Origin of the sequence: Pseudoalteromonas sp. BZA4 (assembly GCF_040104395.1) — a bacterium.
Classification (GTDB): Bacteria; Pseudomonadota; Gammaproteobacteria; order Enterobacterales; family Alteromonadaceae; genus Pseudoalteromonas.
In genome coordinates this window covers 79,161-100,316 of record NZ_JBECOT010000001.1, presented here as the reverse complement: position 1 = coordinate 100,316, position 21,156 = coordinate 79,161, and the positions used below count along the sequence as shown (strand labels likewise).

The 21,156-nt window shown below is 40.2% G+C and carries 15 protein-coding genes; 7 read left to right on the top strand and 8 right to left on the bottom strand.

The annotated features are described in order from the left end of the window. Nucleotides 1-28 precede the first annotated feature (28 nt). Complete coding sequence (locus ABMY41_RS00390; protein ID WP_058585177.1) at nt 29-577, bottom strand: TIGR00645 family protein; 549 nt, start codon at nt 575-577, stop codon at nt 29-31. Between the two features lie 239 nt (nt 578-816). Here ABMY41_RS00390 and ABMY41_RS00385 point away from each other — a divergent pair, with 239 nt between their 5' ends. After that, nucleotides 817-1,059: a hypothetical protein gene (locus ABMY41_RS00385; protein ID WP_054561654.1), complete on the top strand. Its 243-nt coding sequence runs from the start codon at nt 817-819 to the stop codon at nt 1,057-1,059. Nucleotides 1,060-1,316: 257 nt separating this feature from the next. Here the strand turns inward: ABMY41_RS00385 and topA are convergent, their stop codons facing one another. Both topA and ABMY41_RS00375 read right to left on the bottom strand, forming a co-directional pair. Then, a complete protein-coding gene (gene topA, locus ABMY41_RS00380; RefSeq protein ID WP_062564522.1) occupies nt 1,317-3,977 on the bottom strand; it encodes a type I DNA topoisomerase in 2,661 nt (886 codons plus the stop codon). Between the two features lie 309 nt (nt 3,978-4,286). Further along, nucleotides 4,287-7,715, bottom strand: a complete 3,429-nt coding sequence (locus tag ABMY41_RS00375; protein WP_287241797.1) for a hypothetical protein — start codon at nt 7,713-7,715, stop codon at nt 4,287-4,289. A gap of 192 nt (nt 7,716-7,907) precedes the next feature. On the opposite strand from ABMY41_RS00375, the gene ABMY41_RS00370 reads away from it, so the two are divergent. After that, on the top strand, nt 7,908-9,239 hold the full coding sequence (locus tag ABMY41_RS00370; RefSeq protein WP_055020834.1) for a dicarboxylate/amino acid:cation symporter: 1,332 nt from the start codon (nt 7,908-7,910) through the stop codon (nt 9,237-9,239). Nucleotides 9,240-9,303: 64 nt separating this feature from the next. Here the strand turns inward: ABMY41_RS00370 and sohB are convergent, their stop codons facing one another. Together sohB and ABMY41_RS00360 are read right to left on the bottom strand one after the other, a co-directional pair. Next, nucleotides 9,304-10,320, bottom strand: a complete 1,017-nt coding sequence (gene sohB / locus ABMY41_RS00365) for a protease SohB (protein ID WP_287241794.1) — start codon at nt 10,318-10,320, stop codon at nt 9,304-9,306. Between the two features lie 115 nt (nt 10,321-10,435). After that, nucleotides 10,436-12,868, bottom strand: coding sequence for a VolA/Pla-1 family phospholipase (locus tag ABMY41_RS00360; RefSeq protein WP_289096481.1), 2,433 nt, complete (start codon nt 12,866-12,868; stop codon nt 10,436-10,438). 228 nt (nt 12,869-13,096) lie between these two features. Here ABMY41_RS00360 and ABMY41_RS00355 point away from each other — a divergent pair, with 228 nt between their 5' ends. Continuing rightward, nucleotides 13,097-13,840 carry a YciK family oxidoreductase gene (locus ABMY41_RS00355; protein ID WP_062564591.1) on the top strand — a complete coding sequence of 248 codons (744 nt, stop codon included), beginning with the start codon at nt 13,097-13,099 and terminating at the stop codon, nt 13,838-13,840. A 59-nt stretch (nt 13,841-13,899) separates the two neighbouring features. Here the strand turns inward: ABMY41_RS00355 and pssA are convergent, their stop codons facing one another. Further along, nucleotides 13,900-15,225: a CDP-diacylglycerol--serine O-phosphatidyltransferase gene (pssA, locus tag ABMY41_RS00350; protein WP_287241788.1), complete on the bottom strand. Its 1,326-nt coding sequence runs from the start codon at nt 15,223-15,225 to the stop codon at nt 13,900-13,902. Nucleotides 15,226-15,513: 288 nt separating this feature from the next. Between pssA and trxB the strand changes: the two genes are divergently transcribed. The 4 genes from trxB (at nt 15,514) to infA (ending at nt 18,291) form a co-directional block, all read left to right on the top strand. Beyond that, nucleotides 15,514-16,464, top strand: coding sequence for a thioredoxin-disulfide reductase (gene trxB / locus ABMY41_RS00345; RefSeq protein ID WP_054551466.1), 951 nt, complete (start codon nt 15,514-15,516; stop codon nt 16,462-16,464). Between the two features lie 104 nt (nt 16,465-16,568). Next, nucleotides 16,569-17,285, top strand: a complete 717-nt coding sequence (gene aat, locus ABMY41_RS00340) for a leucyl/phenylalanyl-tRNA--protein transferase (RefSeq protein ID WP_175079540.1) — start codon at nt 16,569-16,571, stop codon at nt 17,283-17,285. Then, nucleotides 17,278-17,982, top strand: coding sequence for an arginyltransferase (locus ABMY41_RS00335; protein WP_054551468.1), 705 nt, complete (start codon nt 17,278-17,280; stop codon nt 17,980-17,982). Before aat ends, ABMY41_RS00335 begins: the two co-directional genes overlap by 8 nt. A 90-nt stretch (nt 17,983-18,072) precedes the next feature. After that, a complete protein-coding gene (gene infA, locus ABMY41_RS00330) occupies nt 18,073-18,291 on the top strand; it encodes a translation initiation factor IF-1 (protein WP_002962494.1) in 219 nt (72 codons plus the stop codon). Between the two features lie 174 nt (nt 18,292-18,465). Here infA and clpA read toward each other — a convergent pair whose 3' ends face one another. Continuing rightward, complete coding sequence (gene clpA / locus ABMY41_RS00325) at nt 18,466-20,730, bottom strand: ATP-dependent Clp protease ATP-binding subunit ClpA (protein ID WP_054561665.1); 2,265 nt, start codon at nt 20,728-20,730, stop codon at nt 18,466-18,468. 71 nt (nt 20,731-20,801) lie between these two features. Beyond that, the gene (gene clpS, locus ABMY41_RS00320) at nt 20,802-21,110 is read right to left on the bottom strand and encodes an ATP-dependent Clp protease adapter ClpS (RefSeq protein ID WP_161804337.1); all 309 of its coding nucleotides are present in this window, start codon (nt 21,108-21,110) and stop codon (nt 20,802-20,804) included. Between the last annotated feature and the right edge of the window lie 46 nt (nt 21,111-21,156).

Sequence of the window (21,156 nt, the reverse complement as noted above, 5' to 3'; positions counted from 1 at the left end):
CAGGGCTTTTTTATTACTATTCGTGGGATTAGTGGTTCATGGTTTTACTATTAATGTAATCTGTGAGCGCAAACAACACCCCCGACACCACAAACGTGACATGAATTAACACCTTCCAGAGTAGCTCATCTGTTGAATGGTTGTTCGAGCTAATAAAGACTTTTAAAAGCTCCACAGCCGATATAGCGACAATAGCGCTTATCAGTTTCATCTTCAGACCCGAGAAACCAACTTTACCCATCCACACAGGCCTATCTTCATGGTTGTCTATATTCAACTTTGACACAAAATTTTCGTAGCCACTGAAAATGATGATAAGCAAAAGCCCTGCTAGTAGCGCAGTGTCAACTAAAGTCAAAATACCTACCAAAAGCTCTTGGTTTGACGCAGTGAACGTATTTAAGGCCATACTGTATAAATATTTAAAGAACTTTAGCAGCAATAATACCACAGCGACTAATAAGCCAATAAAGAATGGTGCTAATAACCAACGCGAGCGAAAGATAAAACTCTCCACAACTTGCTCTAGTTTGGTTGGTACTTTCTTTATTTTTGAATGAGTCACTTGTTCAGACATAACTTAGTTCACTTTTCTTTTAAAATTAGCACGATAATACGTGTTTTGACCTTACGATTACCAGCATTAGAGGCAAAAAGAGTGGTTATTTTTTGCTTATCTTTACGATAAAAATTTTTCGTTATCTTTTTTTGAAATTTAGTTTATAAATTCACTCAAGCAAAGTGAGATACACATTGCGCACCATTACTGTGCAATTTAGCCGGTAATAATTACTTTTTTTGATTAGGAATAATTAAATGAAAAAAGCATTGCTAGCACTAATTTTGGCACCTGTTTTAAGCGTGTCAGCAACGAATGCAATCGCTAACGAAGCACCTGAAGCATCAGCTGAAATGATCAAAGAATACACTGAAATGTGTTTAAACTGGGCAAAAGATGATGACATCAGCAACGAAGAATTAAAGCCATACGTATTAAAATGTTTAAACGATGAGCTTGAAGCTGAAGGCTATAAAAAAGTAAAAGACGTACAAATCTAATTTTACGCCTGCTTAGAATAAAGAAAAAACCGGGATGACACAATGATGTGCGCTCCGGTTTTTTGTTTTTAATGGCTGTAAAAATCTGCTGTTGTGATAAACGTGTTTGCATTTTGAATCTCCTGTCTTGATGTTGATGACAGAATAACAACAGCCTAAAAGCAAATATTGGTAAAAAACGACATTATCAATGTCATACAAGCATAAAAAAGGGGTTGCAACTGCAACCCCTTTTTATAATCAAGATAGATGTAAACTTACTTTTTAGCCGCCGCTTTTTTCTTAGCTGGCGCTTTCTTTTTACTCTCTTCTACCCACTTACCATTTTGGTAGTGAGCAGTCCAGCCTGTGGCTTTACCATCTACTTCACTCATTACATACTGCTCTTTATTTTTACGGCTGTAACGAACAACTGAAGGATTACCATCAGGGTCTTTTGCAGGTGCGTCAGCAAGGTAATAGAACTTTTCAGAAATACGATCTCTAAAACGTTTTAACTCTTCAACTTTTGGCGCACGTGTTTCACGTGATTTAGGGAAGGTATTTGCAGCTAAGAAAATACCTGATGCACCATCACGCAGTACAAAGTAAGCTTCTGATTTTTCACATTCAAGTTCAGGTAAATGAACTGGATCTTCTTTTGGTGGCGCAGCTTCACCGTTTTTAAGTAACTTACGTGTATTTTTACACTCTTCATTACTACAACCGAAGTACTTACCAAAACGACCCGATTTTAACTGCATATCTGAGCCACATTTATCACATTCGATAATAGGGCCGTCGTAACCTTTAATTTTAAAGGTACCTTGTTCAACGATATAACCCTTACATGCTGGGTTATTACCACACACATGCAATTTACGTGTTTCGTCAATCAGGTATGAATCCATTGCCGTTTCACAAATTGGGCAACGCTTCATTTGCATTAGTGACTCTGTTTCAACGTCTTCCACGTCTGCCGCAATGGCTTCATCGCCGGGCACCAAGTTCATGGTCGTAGTACAACGCTCTTTCGGTGGCAGGTTGTAACCTGTACAACCTAAGAACACACCGGTTGATGCAGTACGAATACCCATCTTACGACCACAGGTTGGACAATCGATATCAGTCTCAACCATTTGGTTTTGACGCATACCACCGTGCTCTTCGTCGCCAGAGGCAATTTCAAGCTGAGTTGAAAAGTCCGCATAGAATTTATCAAGTACTTGTGTCCAAACACGTTCGCCTTCTGCGATATCATCCAGACGACCTTCCATCTTAGCGGTAAAATCAAAATTCATCAGATCTTCGAAGTTTTCAACTAAGCGATCTGTAACAATCTCACCCATTTTTTCGGCGAAGAAACGGCGGTTTTCAACACGCACGTAACCACGGTCTTGAATCGTTGAAATAATTGATGCATACGTAGAAGGACGACCAATACCGCGCTTTTCTAATTCTTTAACTAAACTTGCTTCACTAAAACGTGCAGGTGGCTTTGTAAAATGTTGTTTAGGATCTAACTCAACAAGGGTCAGTACATCACCTTCTTTAACCGCAGGCAGTGATTGATCTTCTTCGTTCTTTTTACGAACAGCTGGCTGAACTTTTGTCCAACCATCAAAACGAAGTACACGGCCTTTTGCTTTTAACTGATAATCACCGGCACCAACCGTTAGAGTTGTTAAATCGTATTCTGCTGGAACCATTTGGCAGGCAACAAACTGACGCCAAATTAATTCGTAGAGTTTTTTAGCGTCCGCTTCAACACCGTCTAAATGACCAGACAAAACGGTAACACTAGAAGGACGAATCGCTTCGTGCGCCTCTTGTGCATTGCCTTTAGAGCTATAACTAATCGGTGCTTTCGGTAAATACTTCTCACCAAACTGCTCTGTCACGTAATCACGACACATTTCAACCGCATCTTTCGATAAGTTAGTTGAATCGGTACGCATATAAGTAATGTGACCTGCTTCATATAAGCGTTGAGCCAGCATCATGGTCTTCTTAACACCATAACCTAGGCGTGTACTTGCTGCCTGTTGCATGGTTGAAGTAATAAATGGTGCGCTTGGTTTACTCTTACTAGGCTTTTCTTCAACGCTAATGACCTTGTAGTCGGCTTTTTCAAGTTGACTAACGGCAGACATTGCCTGCTCTTCATTAACTGGCTTAAAAGGCTTGTCAGCGTGTTTGGTCACTTCTAGGCGTAAAGCGGCTTCTGTATTTTTAACATCGGCGTGGATATCCCAGAACTCTTCAGGAATAAATGCTTTGATTTCGCGTTCACGTTCAACAAGTAAACGTACTGCGACAGACTGCACACGACCAGCTGATAAACCACGGGCCACTTTAGCCCATAGCAATGGAGACACCATAAAGCCCACTACACGGTCAAGGAAACGACGCGCTTGTTGCGCGTAAACCATGTCAGTGTTTAATTCACCGGGTGTTTCGAATGCTTGCTGAATCGCATTTTTAGTGATTTCGTTAAAAACAACTCGCTTATATTTTTCAGGTTCACCACCGATAATCTGTTCAAGGTGCCATGCAATCGCTTCCCCTTCTCTATCCAAATCGGTTGCGAGATAGATTTTATCGGCGTTTTCTGCAAGTTTTTTTAATTCTTGAACAACTTTCTCTTTGCCCGGTAAGACTTCGTAATGTGGTTCCCAGCCTTTTTCAGGATCAATACCCATGCGAGCAACAAGATTCTTATAATCGCGTTGCTTTTTATAGGCAGCTTTTTCTTCTGGTGACATTTTTCGAACTTCAGCAGGCGTTTTCGTCGCTGCAGTTTTCGTTTTGCCTGAACCTGAAGTTGGTAGATCACGCACATGTCCAACGCTGGACTTTACGATGAAATCGTTACCTAAGTATTTATTAATTGTTTTAGCCTTTGCTGGAGACTCTACAATTACAAGTGATTTGCCCATAGCTGCCTATTTCTGACCGAGTATTTTTAAAAGTTTTTTGCCCTTATTAATGTATATCCATCACATTAAACAAATAAGTATGATTTTTTAACATTGGAGCGCGAATATTTATAGGTATATCTACAAACACCAATTGTTACAAGCTTTTAATAGAAACTTTTCTTCATTGAGTGAATAATTAAACAATTTTTGTTGCTAATTTAGTCAATGTGGTGTTTTGCGGTAATTTCAAGGGGAATATATAGAACAGCAACAAAAATGCCAACCTTCTGGTTGGCATTTTTTAAATTTAAACAAATAACTAATTAATTAGCCATCGTCACTTATTGCTATTCTAGCAGTAGAAATGTTGCCTTTCCCTGTTGTAAATTCAACAGTTAAAAAGCCTTCTGCTTTGTCATTCCCTTCTGCTTCACGACTAATTGATAATGTTTCACCAAACGCTGCTGTTGCTGATGAATTTCGAAGCTCAAAACCATCAGTACCACTGTACTCACCATTATCAGTAGTTACTGATACACTCGTTCCTGCAGGCATTGGATTATTAAAAATATCGGAGTAATAAACTTCGAAAGTTAACGCGGCTAATTCAGTACCAGAATCAGCAGTTGTAATGTTGATATTTCTCACATCACAATAATTAGTATCAGCTGTTTCCTCTAAATCGAGAACAAACGCACCTTTTACATCAGCTGCAGGAAAACGTCGGATTGGATTACATTCCTCAATATCCCTAGCAAGTTGCATTGCATTATCTGTGAAAACTGTAGGATCATCCTCAGTTGTTTCAGCAAGAGCAGCTGCAAATCGACTACGCAATTCATTTTTTGTCACTACAAACCGAGAGTAAGCTGTACTACCTGACATAATGATTTCAAACGAATCTCGAATATCAACTAATTCTTTAGTGCACAGGCTTTCAAAAGTATCACTATCTGAAGGCGTTGTTGCTTCTTCTCGGCACACTAGACCATTATATTTTCCATCAGCGAGTGTATGCATGCCGTTCAGATCAATATCCCAATTTTCTTCAAAATGACCCGCATTCGTATTTTCTGGACTACATGGATCATCAGTAGCACCTTCTTGACAATTTTCAGCGGCCTTTGTAACCGTTGCAGTAACTGGGTCGTAAATTGCAGCTAAACCATCATAAAAACCATTTTCATTATGATCGATAAATGCTTCAGTTAAATCATAACCACTATAATATTCGTTGGTGTCAAAGCGGCCATTGCCATTAATGTCGATAAATGACTCTTGACCTTTTGCAGTTACAAGAACTGTGGCACGGCCACCTAATGGCACACCATCCTCATCAAAAGCCGCATTTAAAATACCTGCCATACAAGGCGCTGCGGCTCCAAAATAAAGATCACAGTTAATTGCATCAGTTTTTGGATTAACGCTGTTGATTCTGTTACCCCATTTAGCTTCTGTAAATGGTTTTGGATTTTGAGAGCGCCATTGGGCAACGCACGCACCATCAACCGTGTTACATTCCAGCTGAGGGTTAAACTCTGTGCCATCAATTGTTCCTATAGCACCGCCTTCTGTTGTTAAATATACAGATGTGCCATCAGGCACAGGGTTATTAAAGTGGTCGGCTAGATAAACGTTAATTTCTTCAAGGTCACCATTATAATTTAATGCTTCGATATTAAAATTAGTTGGTGCAGCGGTGAAACTATTACCATCAGGAAGGCCGGAGCTGATTGAAACAAGATCAGATACAGTTGTGACTTGTTGATCTAATGAAACCAACGAAAGCTCACCAGTTGGGCATGAAACATTAGCATTTCGATCTGCTTCATCAAGAAGACATTCGTCATAAAGTTCTTTCCAACAAGTCACATTATCATTTTGATCTTCTGGGATAAATTCATCCGGTATGTAGCATGCTTGCACGCGTACAGCTTGAGGTACAAAACCAGAATTAACTTGAATTCGAGCCAAACCTTCTGAATCTGTAGATACACTAGCATGAGAATAACCAGTTGCATCCGTTACCTCAGAAAGTGAAATCCCCCCATTCGTTGAGCTTAAACGAAAATCTAAGCGCTTTTGTTTAGCCGTATTACCAATTTCGTCTGTTAACTTAAATGTAAGTTGGCTAATTTCTTTTCGCGATACGCCACCTGTGCCTTTTAGTGCAATTACATTCTCGGTTGCTTCAACAAATTCAATCGAACTTACAGCTGCAGCTGATACAGGTACATTCACTGAAACAACTTTTGGTGTTCCACCTGTAAGAACTGTTGCTGTAACCGTATCACCTTGTGTTGTGTTGCAGCCGTTACTTCTGTATGTCGCGGTTGCAATACCACTAATGCTCGTCGCGGTTTCATCCATAACAGCAAGATCTGATTCAACGCAACCAGACGTAAACTCAACATCTAATGGCGTTACAAACAGCTCACCGTCAGCATCATAAATGCTGACTGTAATAACTGTTGTTGCGCCAGCTGCAAGTGGCACAAATTCGTCATCAATAACATTGCCAGTATCGTCTACTTTGTTATATAAGCCATTTGAAACTTCTACACTTAACTCTGCAGTTGCAATTTCGAATGCTTTTGATGCACTCACCGATTTAGCAGTAACAGACACCTCACCCGCGCCACTATTGGCGCCAGGTTGTAGTTTTAAAATTGCAAAACCGAAGTTGTCAGTAAGCGCCTTTCCTGATTCTGGTAATAAAGCGCCAAGATCTGTCGCAAGCTCAGCGATAATACCGTCAATACCATCACCAGAACTTGTATCAGTCACTTTGACCATAACGTCGATGAGTTCGTCAGATGAGAATTGATTTACAACCGTACAACCTGAAGCTAGGTAAGTTGTTTCAAGTGATGTTGTATTACGATTAGCCTCCCAGTTAGTTGCGCACCCTTGCAACAGCTTGATATCAAGTTCCGCTTCGGCACTTTCAACAGGGGCATCATCACCATTTGAAATAAAGCCTGCTATTTTTGTGATTGTGTTACCACTTTCATCTGTGTATGTAGCAACAACTTGACCGGCCCCTTTAGAATCACCACTGCTTAACGTTACTGAAGCTTCACCATTTTCATCAGTTAATGCAGTACCTAATACAGGAGTGATTTTGCCTGTATAGTTTGTTGTAAAAGAAATTAGATGCCCCGGTAATGGCTGATCTTCTTCTAATAAAGTTGCAGTAACTGTCCCTTTATTATCCTTGCTAACAGGGTTAGCAACTGTAAATGGCGAGCCAGTGCTGTCTAGAATTGACACATCAAGAGTAATACTGCCACTGACACTTGAGTCATCGGTTTCAGAACCGTCTGATGTAAAGCCAAAAGAATCGGTAAAAGTATCTTCGCCATTAGCATATGTTGCAGTAATAATGCCAGCCCCTGCAGTATTGCCAGCTGTTAACGTAATCGATGCCACACCATCCGCATTCGTTAATACCGTACCAGATACAGGATCAAGCAAGCCAATATCGCCATTAAGACTAAAGCTGACTACTTCGCCAACAACAGCTTCACCGCTATTCGTAAGCGTTGCCGAAATAGTTAGAGGTGAATCAGCTGTAACAGTATTCGCTTCTTCTGATGTAGATTGGTTGTAGCCTTGAACAGACACAACATAGTTCGGCTCTTCTGTTGTGCCGTCTCCGCCATCAGATGAATCACTATCTAATGATCCACCACCGCCACAGGCGGCTAACAATGAGCTGAAAAACAAAATACTTAGCCATCGTAATAAAGGCATCGCCCTCTCCCTAGTTAGCTATTTCTTATTTATATGTATGTTTACCTAATATTAACCTAAAAATTAAACGAAGATCATAATTTTTTTCCTTTAAAGGCAACGAAATTATTTAACTATTTATCGAATTTTTCTGTATAAAAATCTTCATGCTGGTAGTCTATGGCAAAATTTATAAAAAAATAGACTAGGTGTATGTCAAAAGTACGATCTTTAAGCCTTACATCTCGTATCATGGTAGGTATGGTACTGGGTGTAATCGTTGGTTTTATCTTTCAAGCCATTTTAGCAGGTGAAGACGATTTCCTTATTCCACTAGGGTTATTCTCTTTACCAATTAAAGCATTTTTTGTTGATGGTATTTTCCATGTCGGTGGCCAAATTTTCATCGCAAGCTTAAAGATGCTTGTGGTGCCACTGGTTTTTGTATCATTAGTCTGTGGTACTTGCAGCTTAAGCGATCCTAAAAAATTAGGCCGTTTAGGGGGTAAGTCAATCTTGCTTTATTTAGCAACGACCGCAATCGCGATTACTGTTGCTATTACCTTAGCCTTATTAGTAAACCCGGGCGAAGGAATCAACTTACCTTCGGATGCTAACTACAGTGCAAAAGAAGCACCTACCCTTGCACAAGTCATTATTGGTATGTTCCCAACAAACCCTATTGACGCTATGGCAAGTGGTAATATGCTACAGGTTATTGTTTTTGCATTATTATTCGGTGTTGCTATGGCCCTTAGCGGTAAAGCAGGCCAACGTGTTGCAAATGTTTTTGAAGACTTAAACACTGTTATTTTAAAGCTAGTTACCTTACTTATGAACATTGCACCTTATGGTGTGTTCTTCTTGATGGCAAAACTCTTTACAACCATCGACTTAAAGCTAATTAAGAGCCTTGCTTTATACTTCGGTGTGGTTGTATTCGCTCTTCTGTTCCACGGTTTAGTTAACTACAGTGTATTGTTAAAGTTATTTACCGGCCTTAACCCAATTACATTTTTAAAGAAGATGAAAAATGCCTGCCTATTTGCATTTAGTACATCTAGCTCAAGTGCAACTATGCCTATTACCCTTGAAACTGCGAGCAAAAAATTAGGTGCGCACAACTCAGTTGCTTCATTTACTGTGCCTCTAGGCGCAACCATTAACATGGACGGCACAGCAATTATGCAAGGTGTTGCGACCGTGTTCATCGCACAAGTATTTTCTGTTGATTTAACGATTTCTGATTACTTAATGGTTATTTTAACTGCAACACTTGCTTCTGTAGGTACAGCTGGTGTGCCAGGTGTTGGTCTTATTATGTTAGCCATGGTCTTAAACCAAGTAGGCTTGCCTGTAGAAGGTATTGCTATCATCATTGGTGTAGACCGCTTACTAGATATGACACGTACCGCAGTCAACGTAACCGGTGACTGTATGGTGACCTGTGTGGTTGCAAAATCTGAAGGTGAATTTGATGAGGACGTATTTAACGACCCAAATGCCGCTAAAGATTTAGAGGACTATCATAAGTCAATTAAGTAAATAGTTATTCATAGCCCATAAAAAAACCCGCTAAGTTAGCGGGTTTTTTATTGATAGTGCTTGGTTATGGATTTAAGCCTTTAAAACGTGACATTAAACTAACACCCGCTTTACTTACTCCAGAACTTAAACCAACAGCAAGCTTATCGCTTAAATTCTTCTTAATACGGTATTTAACTTTATAAATTTGACGTTCTTTCGCTTGGCTCAATAAGATATCATCACTTGTGTCAATCTTATCAACTAAACCTTTATCGAACGCTTGGGTAGCAAACCAATGCTCACCGGTTGCAACAGTATCAATATCTAGAGATGGACGCTGCTCACTCACAAATGTTTTGAATAAACCATGAGTTTGCTCTATCTCTTCTTTGAATTTTTCACGACCTTTATCGGTATTTTCACCAAAGATAGTTAGCGTACGCTTGTATTCACCTGCGGTGATTTGCTCAAAATCAACATCATTCTTTTTCAAAATTTTATTAAAGTTAGGAATTTGCGCAATAACACCAATCGAGCCAACAATTGCAAAAGGTGCTGCAACAATCTCATTGGCCACACAGGCCATCATATAGCCACCACTTGCTGCTACTTTATCAATAGCAACAGTTAAATGAATGCCAGCATTACGTAAGCGTTGTAATTGAGAGGCAGCAAGGCCATAGCCGTGCACCACACCACCACCACTTTCAAGGCGTACCAGCACGCGATCTTTTTCTTTGTCGGCAATGGTTAAAATAGCAGTAATTTCTTCTCGTAGGCTTTCTACTTCGTGGGCATCAACACTGCCATTAAAATCAATCACATATAAACGTGATTTAGGTTCGTCGTTTTGCTGTTTTTTAGTCTCAGCTTTTTGCTGTTTTTGGTGAGCCTTGAGCTCTTTTTTTGAAAGAGTATTTTCGATAAAGCTTTGTTTCAGATCATCAAGTTGCTCACTCAAATCATCAATCGTTATCTCACCTTTCTTCGCTTTAGGTTTCACTGCAGCGCCCATGATAATGGCAACAATCACAGCAATTGCGATGACAAATGTCAGGGTTTTTGCAAAAAATAACCCATATTCATATAAAAATTCCAATCAAACTCTCCATTTATTAATGCATCGGCACAATTTACCACGCTTTAAAGCAAAAAAAAGCCACATGATGTGGCTTTTTACTTAATTGGTTATTACTTAATTAGTAAGGTTTCGATTATTCAGTAACAACTTCTGGATTAGTCACCTGAAGATACTGACCACGGCTTGCTAGGAAAGTCGCGATTTGCAATTGCATTTCTGCAGTTGCCGCTGCACTTTCTTCAGCTGTTGCACCTGAATCTGCCGTTGCAGCAGGTGTTAACACTGAGCTGTGGTGCCCTTTAGTGAATTTAACCACATAACTCATTGCATCAGCTGTTGGGCCTTGTGTTTCAGCCACGGTTGATAAACCCATTAGGTTAGCAAGAGGTAAGCTACCAGCAATTGGGTTACTCGCTACCATAGGTGGAATAACCATATCAGCATTGTTGTTAGCACCATCGCCAACCACTACACTCATGTACACTGGCGTGCCAAGTGCTGCAACAGATGCTGCATAGTTAGAAGGATCGCCGCTATCAAGTGCTGTTTGCGCAGCAAAAGCAAATTGAGTGATCACACTTTGAATATTTGCTAGTTTTGCAGTTTCACCAGCAACCGTTAGTGAACCAATATATTCTTTATAAGCACACGTAACGAAAGCAGTTTGATTAGACGCAAGTGAACCACAGTTTGATAACGCTTCATTTTGAGCATACGCACCAAACTCAGCTGACTCTTCAATACCAGCTGCAAGTAATACCGAGCCTTGTACAAATGGGCCAAATGTATTTGACTCAATTAAGAAACTTGCGATACCGCCACCACCACTGGCAAGTGCCACACTTTTAACGTTGAACATTGGATCAACTTGGTCAGCTAGCGGAGCATTAGTTACAGCAACAAATGCTGGAGCAACTACCGAGCCTAATGAATGACCTAAGAATGATACATCTTGTGCATTTAAATCAGCAGCACCGGTAAAGTTAAGACCTAAGCGTAAGCCAAGTAAATCAGCAACTGATTGACGTAAGCTATCACGCGCTACTAATAATGACTGTAAGTTCATATAGCTTAATACAGAACCTGTAGAGGCATTAAAGTCGTCAGTACCGTCACCGTCTACATCTACACCACGCTCACCATGCATAGGGTGATCGATTGCAGCTGTTGCAAAGCCTTGCATTGTTAGCTGTGCGGTAATAGCTAGCATATCTTCTTTTTTAGAAGTAATACCGTGCTGCAAAATAACGATAGGCCAACCACCTTCAGGCATTGCTAACTCATCCATACCTAACTGACCACGTATTGCATTGATCACAGGTAAAATTGGTTTAGTAACTTGCACTGGCACATTAGCAATGCTTTGAGTTTTTGGAATTGTGTTGTACTTAGTTAAGTGTTTAGTTTGATCTAAACCTAAGTCGCGTAACTTACCATCACTTAACGCCATACAAAGGCCATCAGTTTCACTAATAGGATCGGTTGGGAATGAATCACCGGCTGCTGCCGCATAACCTAACACAGCAACACCACTATCACACAAACCTTGCCAATAAGTCGCTGATAAGTCATCGACCGTTGTGCCTGTAGGCGTGGCTAAATACATAGGTAACATCACGCTACCTTTTTGATATTGCACACCGCCAAACACCGGTGATAAACCTGTAATACCTTGTGATGCGAATACTTGCTCAACCGTAATAACAGGTTGCTCAGGAATTTGCACCATCGGTGTTGGCAAGGCTGGTTGCGAAAGACTAGCCGCTAAAAGCTGTTTTACTGTACCAAGCACTTGACCTGCTGATTGCATTGTCATCGCTGCAGAATAGATAATTTCATCTTTTGTGATGGCACCGCCCGATGTCACTGCATCTTCGTAGCTATTGATAACCGCTTGAAGTGACTTTTGCGAATCAGTGATAAGTGTTGTCTCTTCGCTCACTAGTGCATAAGTTGAAGATGGCTCAATTGAACGCCCTTCTGAGTCCATTAATGACGTTGTCAGAACATTAATGTAAGTGCTGCCCGCTTTAAATGGCTTAAGTGGGATAACAGCAACCGCATCACCAGAGCCTTGAGTGATGAAGTCTACGCCAAAGGTTAATTCAGACACTAATTTACAAGCAATACCCGCTGGAACTTGCGAGCAAGTTTCATCTGTTTGGCTTGCCCCCATTACAACTTCAAAAATACGCACAGCTCCTGCTGAAGCAGCAGAAGTCATATCAAGAGAAATACCCGCAGGAAAAGTTAAATCGATTTTAAACGGAGTTTGTGTTGACCAGCCATCAAGGGCACCAAGTGCAAGCTGAGGATCAGCATAAGCTGCACGTTCAACACTGACATTGTTGTCGTCTAATTCACCCGGCATGTTTAAAGTACCATCAAGGGTACCACTCATCAGTAAATCATTTGGTACTGAGATTACACTATTCGCTGGGTCAAATTTTACTGTCGCGGTTGGGAGAACAGGAGGATTATCATTTTTTACATCTTCTAATGTTTCTCCTCCACCACAGCCAGTAATGGCTGACGCAATGGCTAGTGAGAGTAGCAGTTTTTTCATAATTTCGCTCCGCGCAAATCTTATTGTTATTGTGTGTTCAGGGTTAAAAGTAGTTATTCTACTACCTTCATTCTAAGTTAATTTAATGTAATTAGGTTATTAATGAGACATTAGACCAGTTAAAGTTAACGTAAAGTTTCAATTTTCGCCACCTTAATTTGCAATAAATTCGATAACTTGGCTTTTTGCTATGGTAAAATGATGAAAAATTTAATCGATGGTACGTTTATGCATACTTATAAAGCCGCAGAGAATGCGCTAAAAGACAAAGTAATTTTAATAACAGGTGCTGGTGATGGCATTGGTCGTGTTGCCGCATTAACTTATGCTAAGCATGGTGCCACTGTTATTTTACTTGGAAAAACAACCAATAAACTTGAATGTGTTTACGATGAAATTGTAAATGCAGGCTATCCACAACCGGCTATTGTGCCAATGGATTTAAAAGGTGCCACAAAACAAAACTACCGTGACTTAGCTGCAACCATCGAAATGCAGTTCGGGAAGTTAGATGGTTTACTTAATAACGCAGGAATATTAGGTTCATTAGGTCCCCTTGAACATTTCTGTGTTTCTACCTTTGAAAACATCATGAAAGTGAATGTAACTGCACAAGCGATGATCACTAAATTCATGTTCCCTCTGCTTCGCAAATCTGAAAGCGCATCTGTTATTTTTACCTCGTCAGGTGTTGGTCGCCAAGGCCGTGAACACTGGGGTGCGTATGCAATCTCAAAATTTGCTGTTGAAGGTATGATGCAAACTTGGGCTTGTGAAGTGGGTAAAACCAATATTCGCGTGAACTGTATTAACCCAGGTGCTACCCGCACATCGATGCGTGCATCAGCATACCCTGGTGAAGATAGAGATAAGTTAGCAACACCTGAAGATTTAATGCCAACATATTTATACTTGATGAGCGACGACTCTAAAGAGGTAAACGGCCAGTCTTTAGATGCTCAGCAAAAATAAAGCAGATTGCTAATATCTAGATACAAAAAAGCAGCTTTCGCTGCTTTTTTAATTTTCGATTAAATAAAACGTTTGATAATAAAATCAACTTTTACACGTTTAGCCTGCCCCAATAGCTTTTTAACCGGTGCAGGATAGTCATCCATCGTCTCTAAATCCTGTGGACCTGTTAAACGACGACAGTGCTGCAAAATAGCGTGTTTTTCACTTTCTATTTGCTCAAGAATATGCTGCTTAGGGTCGTCAATTAAAATACCGTTTTCGATATCTAAGCCCCATGCGCGTGGATTTAAATTATGCCCACTTAATAAATGTAAGCGCTTATCAGAGCAAATCCCTTTTAAGTGAAAAGAATTACTTTCATGCTTCCAAAGGTATACATTCAAATTACCATTACTGATGTGGCGTTTTTGTGACTTTAAAAACTTATATAAAATGGTTTCATATAAATAAGGTAATGCACCAATTTTACTAAATGGCTCACTTGGCGGCAGATAAAAATCGTTTGCGGTTTTATCTCCTACCACAATAGTTACTTGCTTGCCTTGCTTCAATAAACGGCGTAATGAACGCATTAATGGTGCAGGAAAGTTAAAGTAAGGGGTATAAAGAACGAGTTCTTGCTCTGTGGTATCGAATAACGACTTAATTAAACGATTCAGCTTATTACTTCTGCGTCCTAAACCTAAAAATAAACGCACACCCAACTCACCGGCACTAGCTTCTGCAGCACTTTCGTAACTTGCCGATTTAAGTTCACGCATCAATTGTTTTTGCGCGACTTTAATATCATTAAACTTTACCAGTGGACGCATATCAATACGTGGCACTGCAGCTGAGCTTAAAAGATGTGTTTCTATAAATTCGATGACCGAATTACATAATCCAGCTTGGCGAACTAAAAAGTAGCGGTCTAAACGGTAACGTTCGTCTTGCTGTAGATATACATTATTTAAGCTTGCGCCGCTGTATAATAATGTGTCGTCAATCACAAAGCCTTTTAAATGCAGTACCCCGAAAAGCTCTTTGGCTTTTACTGGAACACCATGTACTTTGACATTTGATTGATACTGCTCTTGAAAATCACAATACATACTGGCATTGCCATCAGACTTAGCCGCACCAATTAAACCACGTTGAGCTCGGTGAAAATCAACCAGTACTTTTACTTCTAACTCAGGGTTAGCAAGTGATGCCTCATGTAACGCTGTTAATATTTCTCGCCCAGCTTCATCGTCTTGCAAATATAAAGCAGTAATATAAATTCTTTTTTTCGCTGCACCAATTAAACGCAATAGTTCAGTGCGATACTCTTTTGCATTGGTTAAGACTTGTACGTCTTCTGTAGTCAGCCCAAAAGCGGGCTTTTCCTGCCAAAATACCATAATTGCCTGTTCGTTTAGTTAGCTCATACCAAGAGCTAATATCAAAATTAGCTAAAACATACCAAAAAAATATTGCTTGGTCATGAATTACCGTACTTTGATCACAGAACAATTTGTAATTAGCCTGTTTTATGAGCAAAAAGAGTTATTTAAATTATAATAAGTAAGGATTATTTGACAGCTTAGCGATTTGACTAAAAAAATAATCAGGGCTTTTGTTTACATCCGCCTTGTTTTTCTTAGAATCGGGCGCATAGACATCGTATTGAAACGTTTTTAGGAAAAACCATGAGTGACGCAAAACACTGTAAACTATTAATCTTAGGTTCTGGCCCAGCTGGCTACACGGCAGCGGTATACGCAGCACGTGCCAACCTTAACCCTGTTCTTATCACTGGTATTCAGCAAGGTGGTCAATTAACGACAACCACTGAAGTTGAAAACTGGCCTGGCGATGCACACGGTTTAACAGGTCCTGCATTAATGGACCGTATGAAAGAACATGCTGAACGTTTCGAAACTGAAATTGTTTTTGATCACATTAATAAAGTTGATGTTTCAAAGCGCCCTTTCACTTTAACTGGTGACTCAGGCACATATACGTGTGATGCATTAATTATCGCAACAGGCGCGTCGGCTAAATACTTAGGTTTAGAATCAGAGACTAACTTCCAAGGTCGTGGTGTTTCTGCTTGTGCAACCTGTGATGGTTTCTTCTACCGTGGTCAAAAAGTAGCGGTTGTGGGCGGTGGTAACACTGCTGTTGAAGAAGCACTTTACTTATCAAATATCGCTGATGAAGTTCACGTTATCCACCGTCGTGACAGCTTCCGCAGTGAGAAAATCTTAGCAGATCGTTTAAAAGAAAAAGCTGAAAACGGTAACGTTGTTTTACATTACAACCGCACATTAGATGAAGTGCTTGGTGATGAAATGGGCGTTACTGGCATCCGCATTAAAGCAACTGATTCTGAAGAAACAGAAAACCTAGATCTTGCCGGTGTATTCATTGCAATTGGCCATAAGCCAAACACTGACATGTTTGAAGGTCAGCTAGAAATGAAAGACGGCTATTTAGTCGTTCAGTCTGGTTTAAACGGTAACGCAACACAAACAAGCGTACCAGGTGTATTTGCTGCAGGTGACGTGTCTGATCACATTTATCGCCAAGCAATCACATCAGCAGGTACTGGCTGTATGGCTGCACTTGATGCAGAACGCTTCTTAGATAACCTATAAAATAGTTGATCTAAAGCACTAATACTAGGGGCTGTTGTAAAACAGCCCCTTTTTTATAGCTAAATTTTTGTTAAAATCAGAGCAAATAACAACGATACGCTGATATGATCAAGCAACTATACCAACTCTCGCCCGAGACTGTTGATTTTCCAGACCCAGAACTCTCCCTTGATGAGCCCGATGGCCTGTTAGCAATTGGCGGGGATTTATCAGTTGAGCGCATTAAAAATGCCTATAACACCGGTATTTTCCCTTGGTTTAGTGACTATGAGCCTATTATGTGGTGGTCACCTAGCATGCGTGGTGTTATTGAGCTTAATGAATTTCATGTTAGTCGCAGCTTAAAAAAGCATTTAAAGCGTTTTCCTGTGCGTGTCACCATAAATCATGCATTTTCCCACGTTATCAATGCCTGTCGTGAGCAACGTATCGATGCAGAAGGTACCTGGATCACTGAACAAATGATGCATGCCTACATTGAAGCGCACCATCAGGGTTTGGCTCATAGCCTTGAAATATGGCACCAAGATGAACTCGTAGCTGGTCTCTATGGCATTATGCAAAATGGCATATTTTGTGGTGAATCAATGTTTCATCAAGTCAGTAATGGCTCAAAACTGGCTATGTGGGCATTAGTTAATTGGCTTAAGAAGCACCAAGCCCATTTTATTGATTGCCAACTAGAAAACCCTTATTTAATCACTTTAGGTGCAAAAGTTATCCCACGCAGAGAATTTTTAACTAGACTTAAATTAGCGCACAGTTATGTGCCTAAAAAAGATATGTGGCAACCACAAGAGTTGATTAATATTTATGACTGAGCACTTACCCGCTAGGCTTGGTTTAAGCCAGCAATTTGATTGCAGTTATTTACCCGACCGTCAGGAGCAACTACTTGTTATACTTGACCCAAGTTGTTATTGCCCTGATAAATTTGAACAGTTATTAGCATTGGGTTTTAGACGCAGTGGTGACCAAATCTATCGTCCACATTGCCCTATTTGTAATGCTTGTAATTCAGTGCGCGTTTTGGCCCAACAATTTACCCCTTCAAAATCCCAAAAGCGCAAATTAAATAAAGCAAATAAGGTTTTCACAGTCAGTTATAGTGAATACGAACGCGCAGAATATTACCCGTTATATTGCAAATACATCACGCAAAGGCATCAAGATGGTTCAATGTTTCCGCCTGATCAAAGTCAGTACGAAAGCTTTTTGTTTTGCCAGTGGCTACCCGTTACGTTCATAGAGTTAAGAGATGGCGATAAATTAGTTGCTGTTGCGGTAACCGATTGCATGACCAATGCCCTATCAGCGATTTATACCTTTTTTGATCCCGATTATGAGCAATACAGTATTGGTAGCATCATGATCATGGAGCAAATTAAATTTGCAAAACAACAAGCAAAACAATTTGTCTATTTAGGTTACCAAATCGACGAATGCACTAAAATGAAATATAAAACCCAATTTTTGCCTGCACAAAAGCACATTGGCGACGAGTGGTTGGCGATTTAATTTACAAAATTGAGCCCTGTAGCTTTACTTATTGCTGTATTTTCGGCAAAATCTGCAGCGTTTAACTATTTAAGAGGTGTTACGCTAAACATGGCGAAAGAAGACGTAATCGAAATGCAAGGTACGGTCCTTGATACTTTACCAAATACAATGTTCCGAGTTGAGCTAGAAAATGGTCACGTTGTTGTGGCTCATATCTCTGGTAAAATGCGCAAAAACTACATCCGCATCTTAACTGGCGACAAAGTAACCGTAGAAATGACTCCTTACGATTTATCGAAAGGTCGCATCGTATTCCGTGCTCGCTAAGTTAGTGCGTTAACGAGAGATTTAGCTTTTTGCTGCTTTGAATGAGCAGGTGTGTTTATTACAAAGAGCTAAAAGCGTTTGTTAAATGGTGTTAAAACTAACTTAGTTTTAATTCCATTTAATAAACAAAAAGCCCAGCAATTGCTGGGCTTTTTGTTTTTAGCTAAAAACAACTTAAGCTGTTTCTAGGCTAGTTTCAAAGTCAAAGTGGATTTTCTTGTCTTTAACCGATACCTTAACTGAACCACCATCGGCTAGCTCACCAAACAAGATTGCATTTGCCAGTGGCTTTTTAAGCTCATCTTGAATAACACGCGCCATCGGGCGTGCACCCATCGCTTTATCATAGCCTTTATCTGCCAACCACTCTCTTGCTTTGGATGTAAGTTCAAGGTTAACCGACTTCTTATCAAGTTGTGCTTGTAACTCAACAATGAACTTATCAACCACTTGCAAGATAATCTCTTTCTCAAGGTGATTAAACCAAATGATATTATCTAAGCGGTTTCTAAACTCAGGTGAAAACACTTTGTTGATTTCACTCATCGCATCATGAGAATGGTCTTGTTCGGTAAAGCCAATCGACTTACGTACAGTCTCTTGAACACCCGCATTCGTCGTCATCACCAATACTACATTTCTGAAATCAGCTTTACGACCGTTGTTATCAGTAAGCGTACCGTGATCCATTACTTGCAGTAGAATGTTGTAAATATCTGAATGTGCTTTTTCAATTTCGTCCAGTAGTACAACTGCATGCGGGTTTTTAATTACCGCTTCAGTTAACAAACCACCTTGCTCAAAACCAACATAGCCAGGAGGTGCACCAATTAGACGACTGACCGCATGACGTTCAACGTATTCAGACATATCAAAGCGAATAAACTCAACACCCATACACTTAGCAAGCTGCTTAGTGACTTCTGTTTTACCAACCCCTGTTGGGCCTGCAAATAAGAACGAACCCACTGGTTTGTCTTCGTTAGCAAGGCCAGAGCGCGATAAACGAATTGCTGAAGTCAACGCATCGATTGATTGGTCTTGACCAAACACCAGCATTTTCAAGTTACGGTCAAGGTTTTTAAGCGTCTCTTTATCGCTAGATGAAACGCTTTGCTGAGGTATACGCGCCATCTTAGATACAATAAGCTCGATATCAGCCACGCCAATTGTTTTCTTACGTTTGGAAACGGGCTGTAAACGCTGATTAGCACCTGCTTCATCAATAACATCAATAGCCTTGTCTGGTAAGTGACGTTCATTAATATATTTAGCACTAAGTTCTGCAGCTGCTTTCAATGCCTTTTGTGTATAACGAATACCATGGTGCTCTTCGTAACGCTCTTTTAAACCGTTAAGAATTTTCGTGGTATCGGCAACACTTGGTTCAAGCACATCAATTTTTTGGAAACGACGCACTAACGCACGGTCTTTTTCAAAGATATTCTTGAACTCGTTATAAGTAGTTGAGCCCATGCAGCGCAGCTTACCACTCGAAAGTAGCGGTTTAATTAGGTTCGATGCATCCATTACACCACCCGATGCTGCACCGGCACCAATGATGGTATGAATTTCATCAATAAATAAAATTGAACCTGGTTTAGCTTGTAACTCTTTAAGCAGCGATTTAAAACGTTTTTCAAAATCACCACGGTATTTGGTACCCGCTAATAATGCGCCCATATCGAGTGAGTAAACAACAGCATCGGCAATCACTTCAGGCACTTCTTTATTTACAATACGATAAGCTAAGCCTTCAGCAATGGCTGTTTTACCCACCCCTGCTTCACCGACCAAGAGCGGGTTATTTTTCTTACGACGACATAACACTTGTACAGTGCGTTCAACTTCGTTGTCGCGACCCACTAATGGGTCAATATTGCCATCAATCGCTTGCTGATTCAGGTTAGTCGTAAAGTTTTCAAGCTTAGTCGGCTCTTCACCTTGCACTTCTTGAACTTCTTCATGAATGTCATCGTGATCTTCACCGCCGATATCATCATCTGTTTTAGAAATGCCATGCGAAATAAAGTTAACAATATCTAAACGATTAACATCTGATTTTTTAAGTAAATAAACAGCTTGGCTTTCTTGCTCAGAAAAAATTGCCACTAGCACATTAACGCCAGTTACTTCGTTTTTGCCAGATGATTGCACGTGAAATACAGCGCGCTGCAATACACGCTGAAAACCTAACGTCGGTTGCGTTTCTCTGTCTTCTTCAAGATCAGGAATAACCGGCGTTGTTTCATCAATAAAATCTGATAATTCGACTTTTAATGCGCCCATATCAACGCCGCAGGCGTTTAGCGCTTCTCCAGCAGAAGGGTTATCGAGCAGTGCAAGTAAAAGATGCTCGACGGTCATAAATTCATGACGGCGTGTTCTCGCTTCGCGAAACGCCGCATTCAAGGTTAGTTCTAAGTCTTTGTTTAGCATTGGCAACCCCTTACTGAGATAATATTTATATACCGTTGTGACGGGCTAATTGGTTCACCCTACCTTGGTATTTATTCCTGCTCACAACTACATAGCAGTGGATGCTCGTTGTCTCGTGCGTAACGATTAACTTGTTCAGCTTTGGTATGAGCTACATCGGCGCTGTAAACACCGCAAATTGCTTTACCGTTATGATGAACTTGAAGCATCACATCTGTTGCTCTATCGCTATCCATATTAAAAAACGTCATTAGTACTTCTATCACAAAGTCCATAGGCGTGTAATCATCATTATTTAAAATGACTTTATATTTTCGCGGTGGTTGCAATTTTTGCTTTTCACTGTCGCGAACTGTTTCAATAACACCAGAATCTTTCATGCCACTCATAATTAAATATAGTCTTGTCTTTAGAACTCAAGCAAAC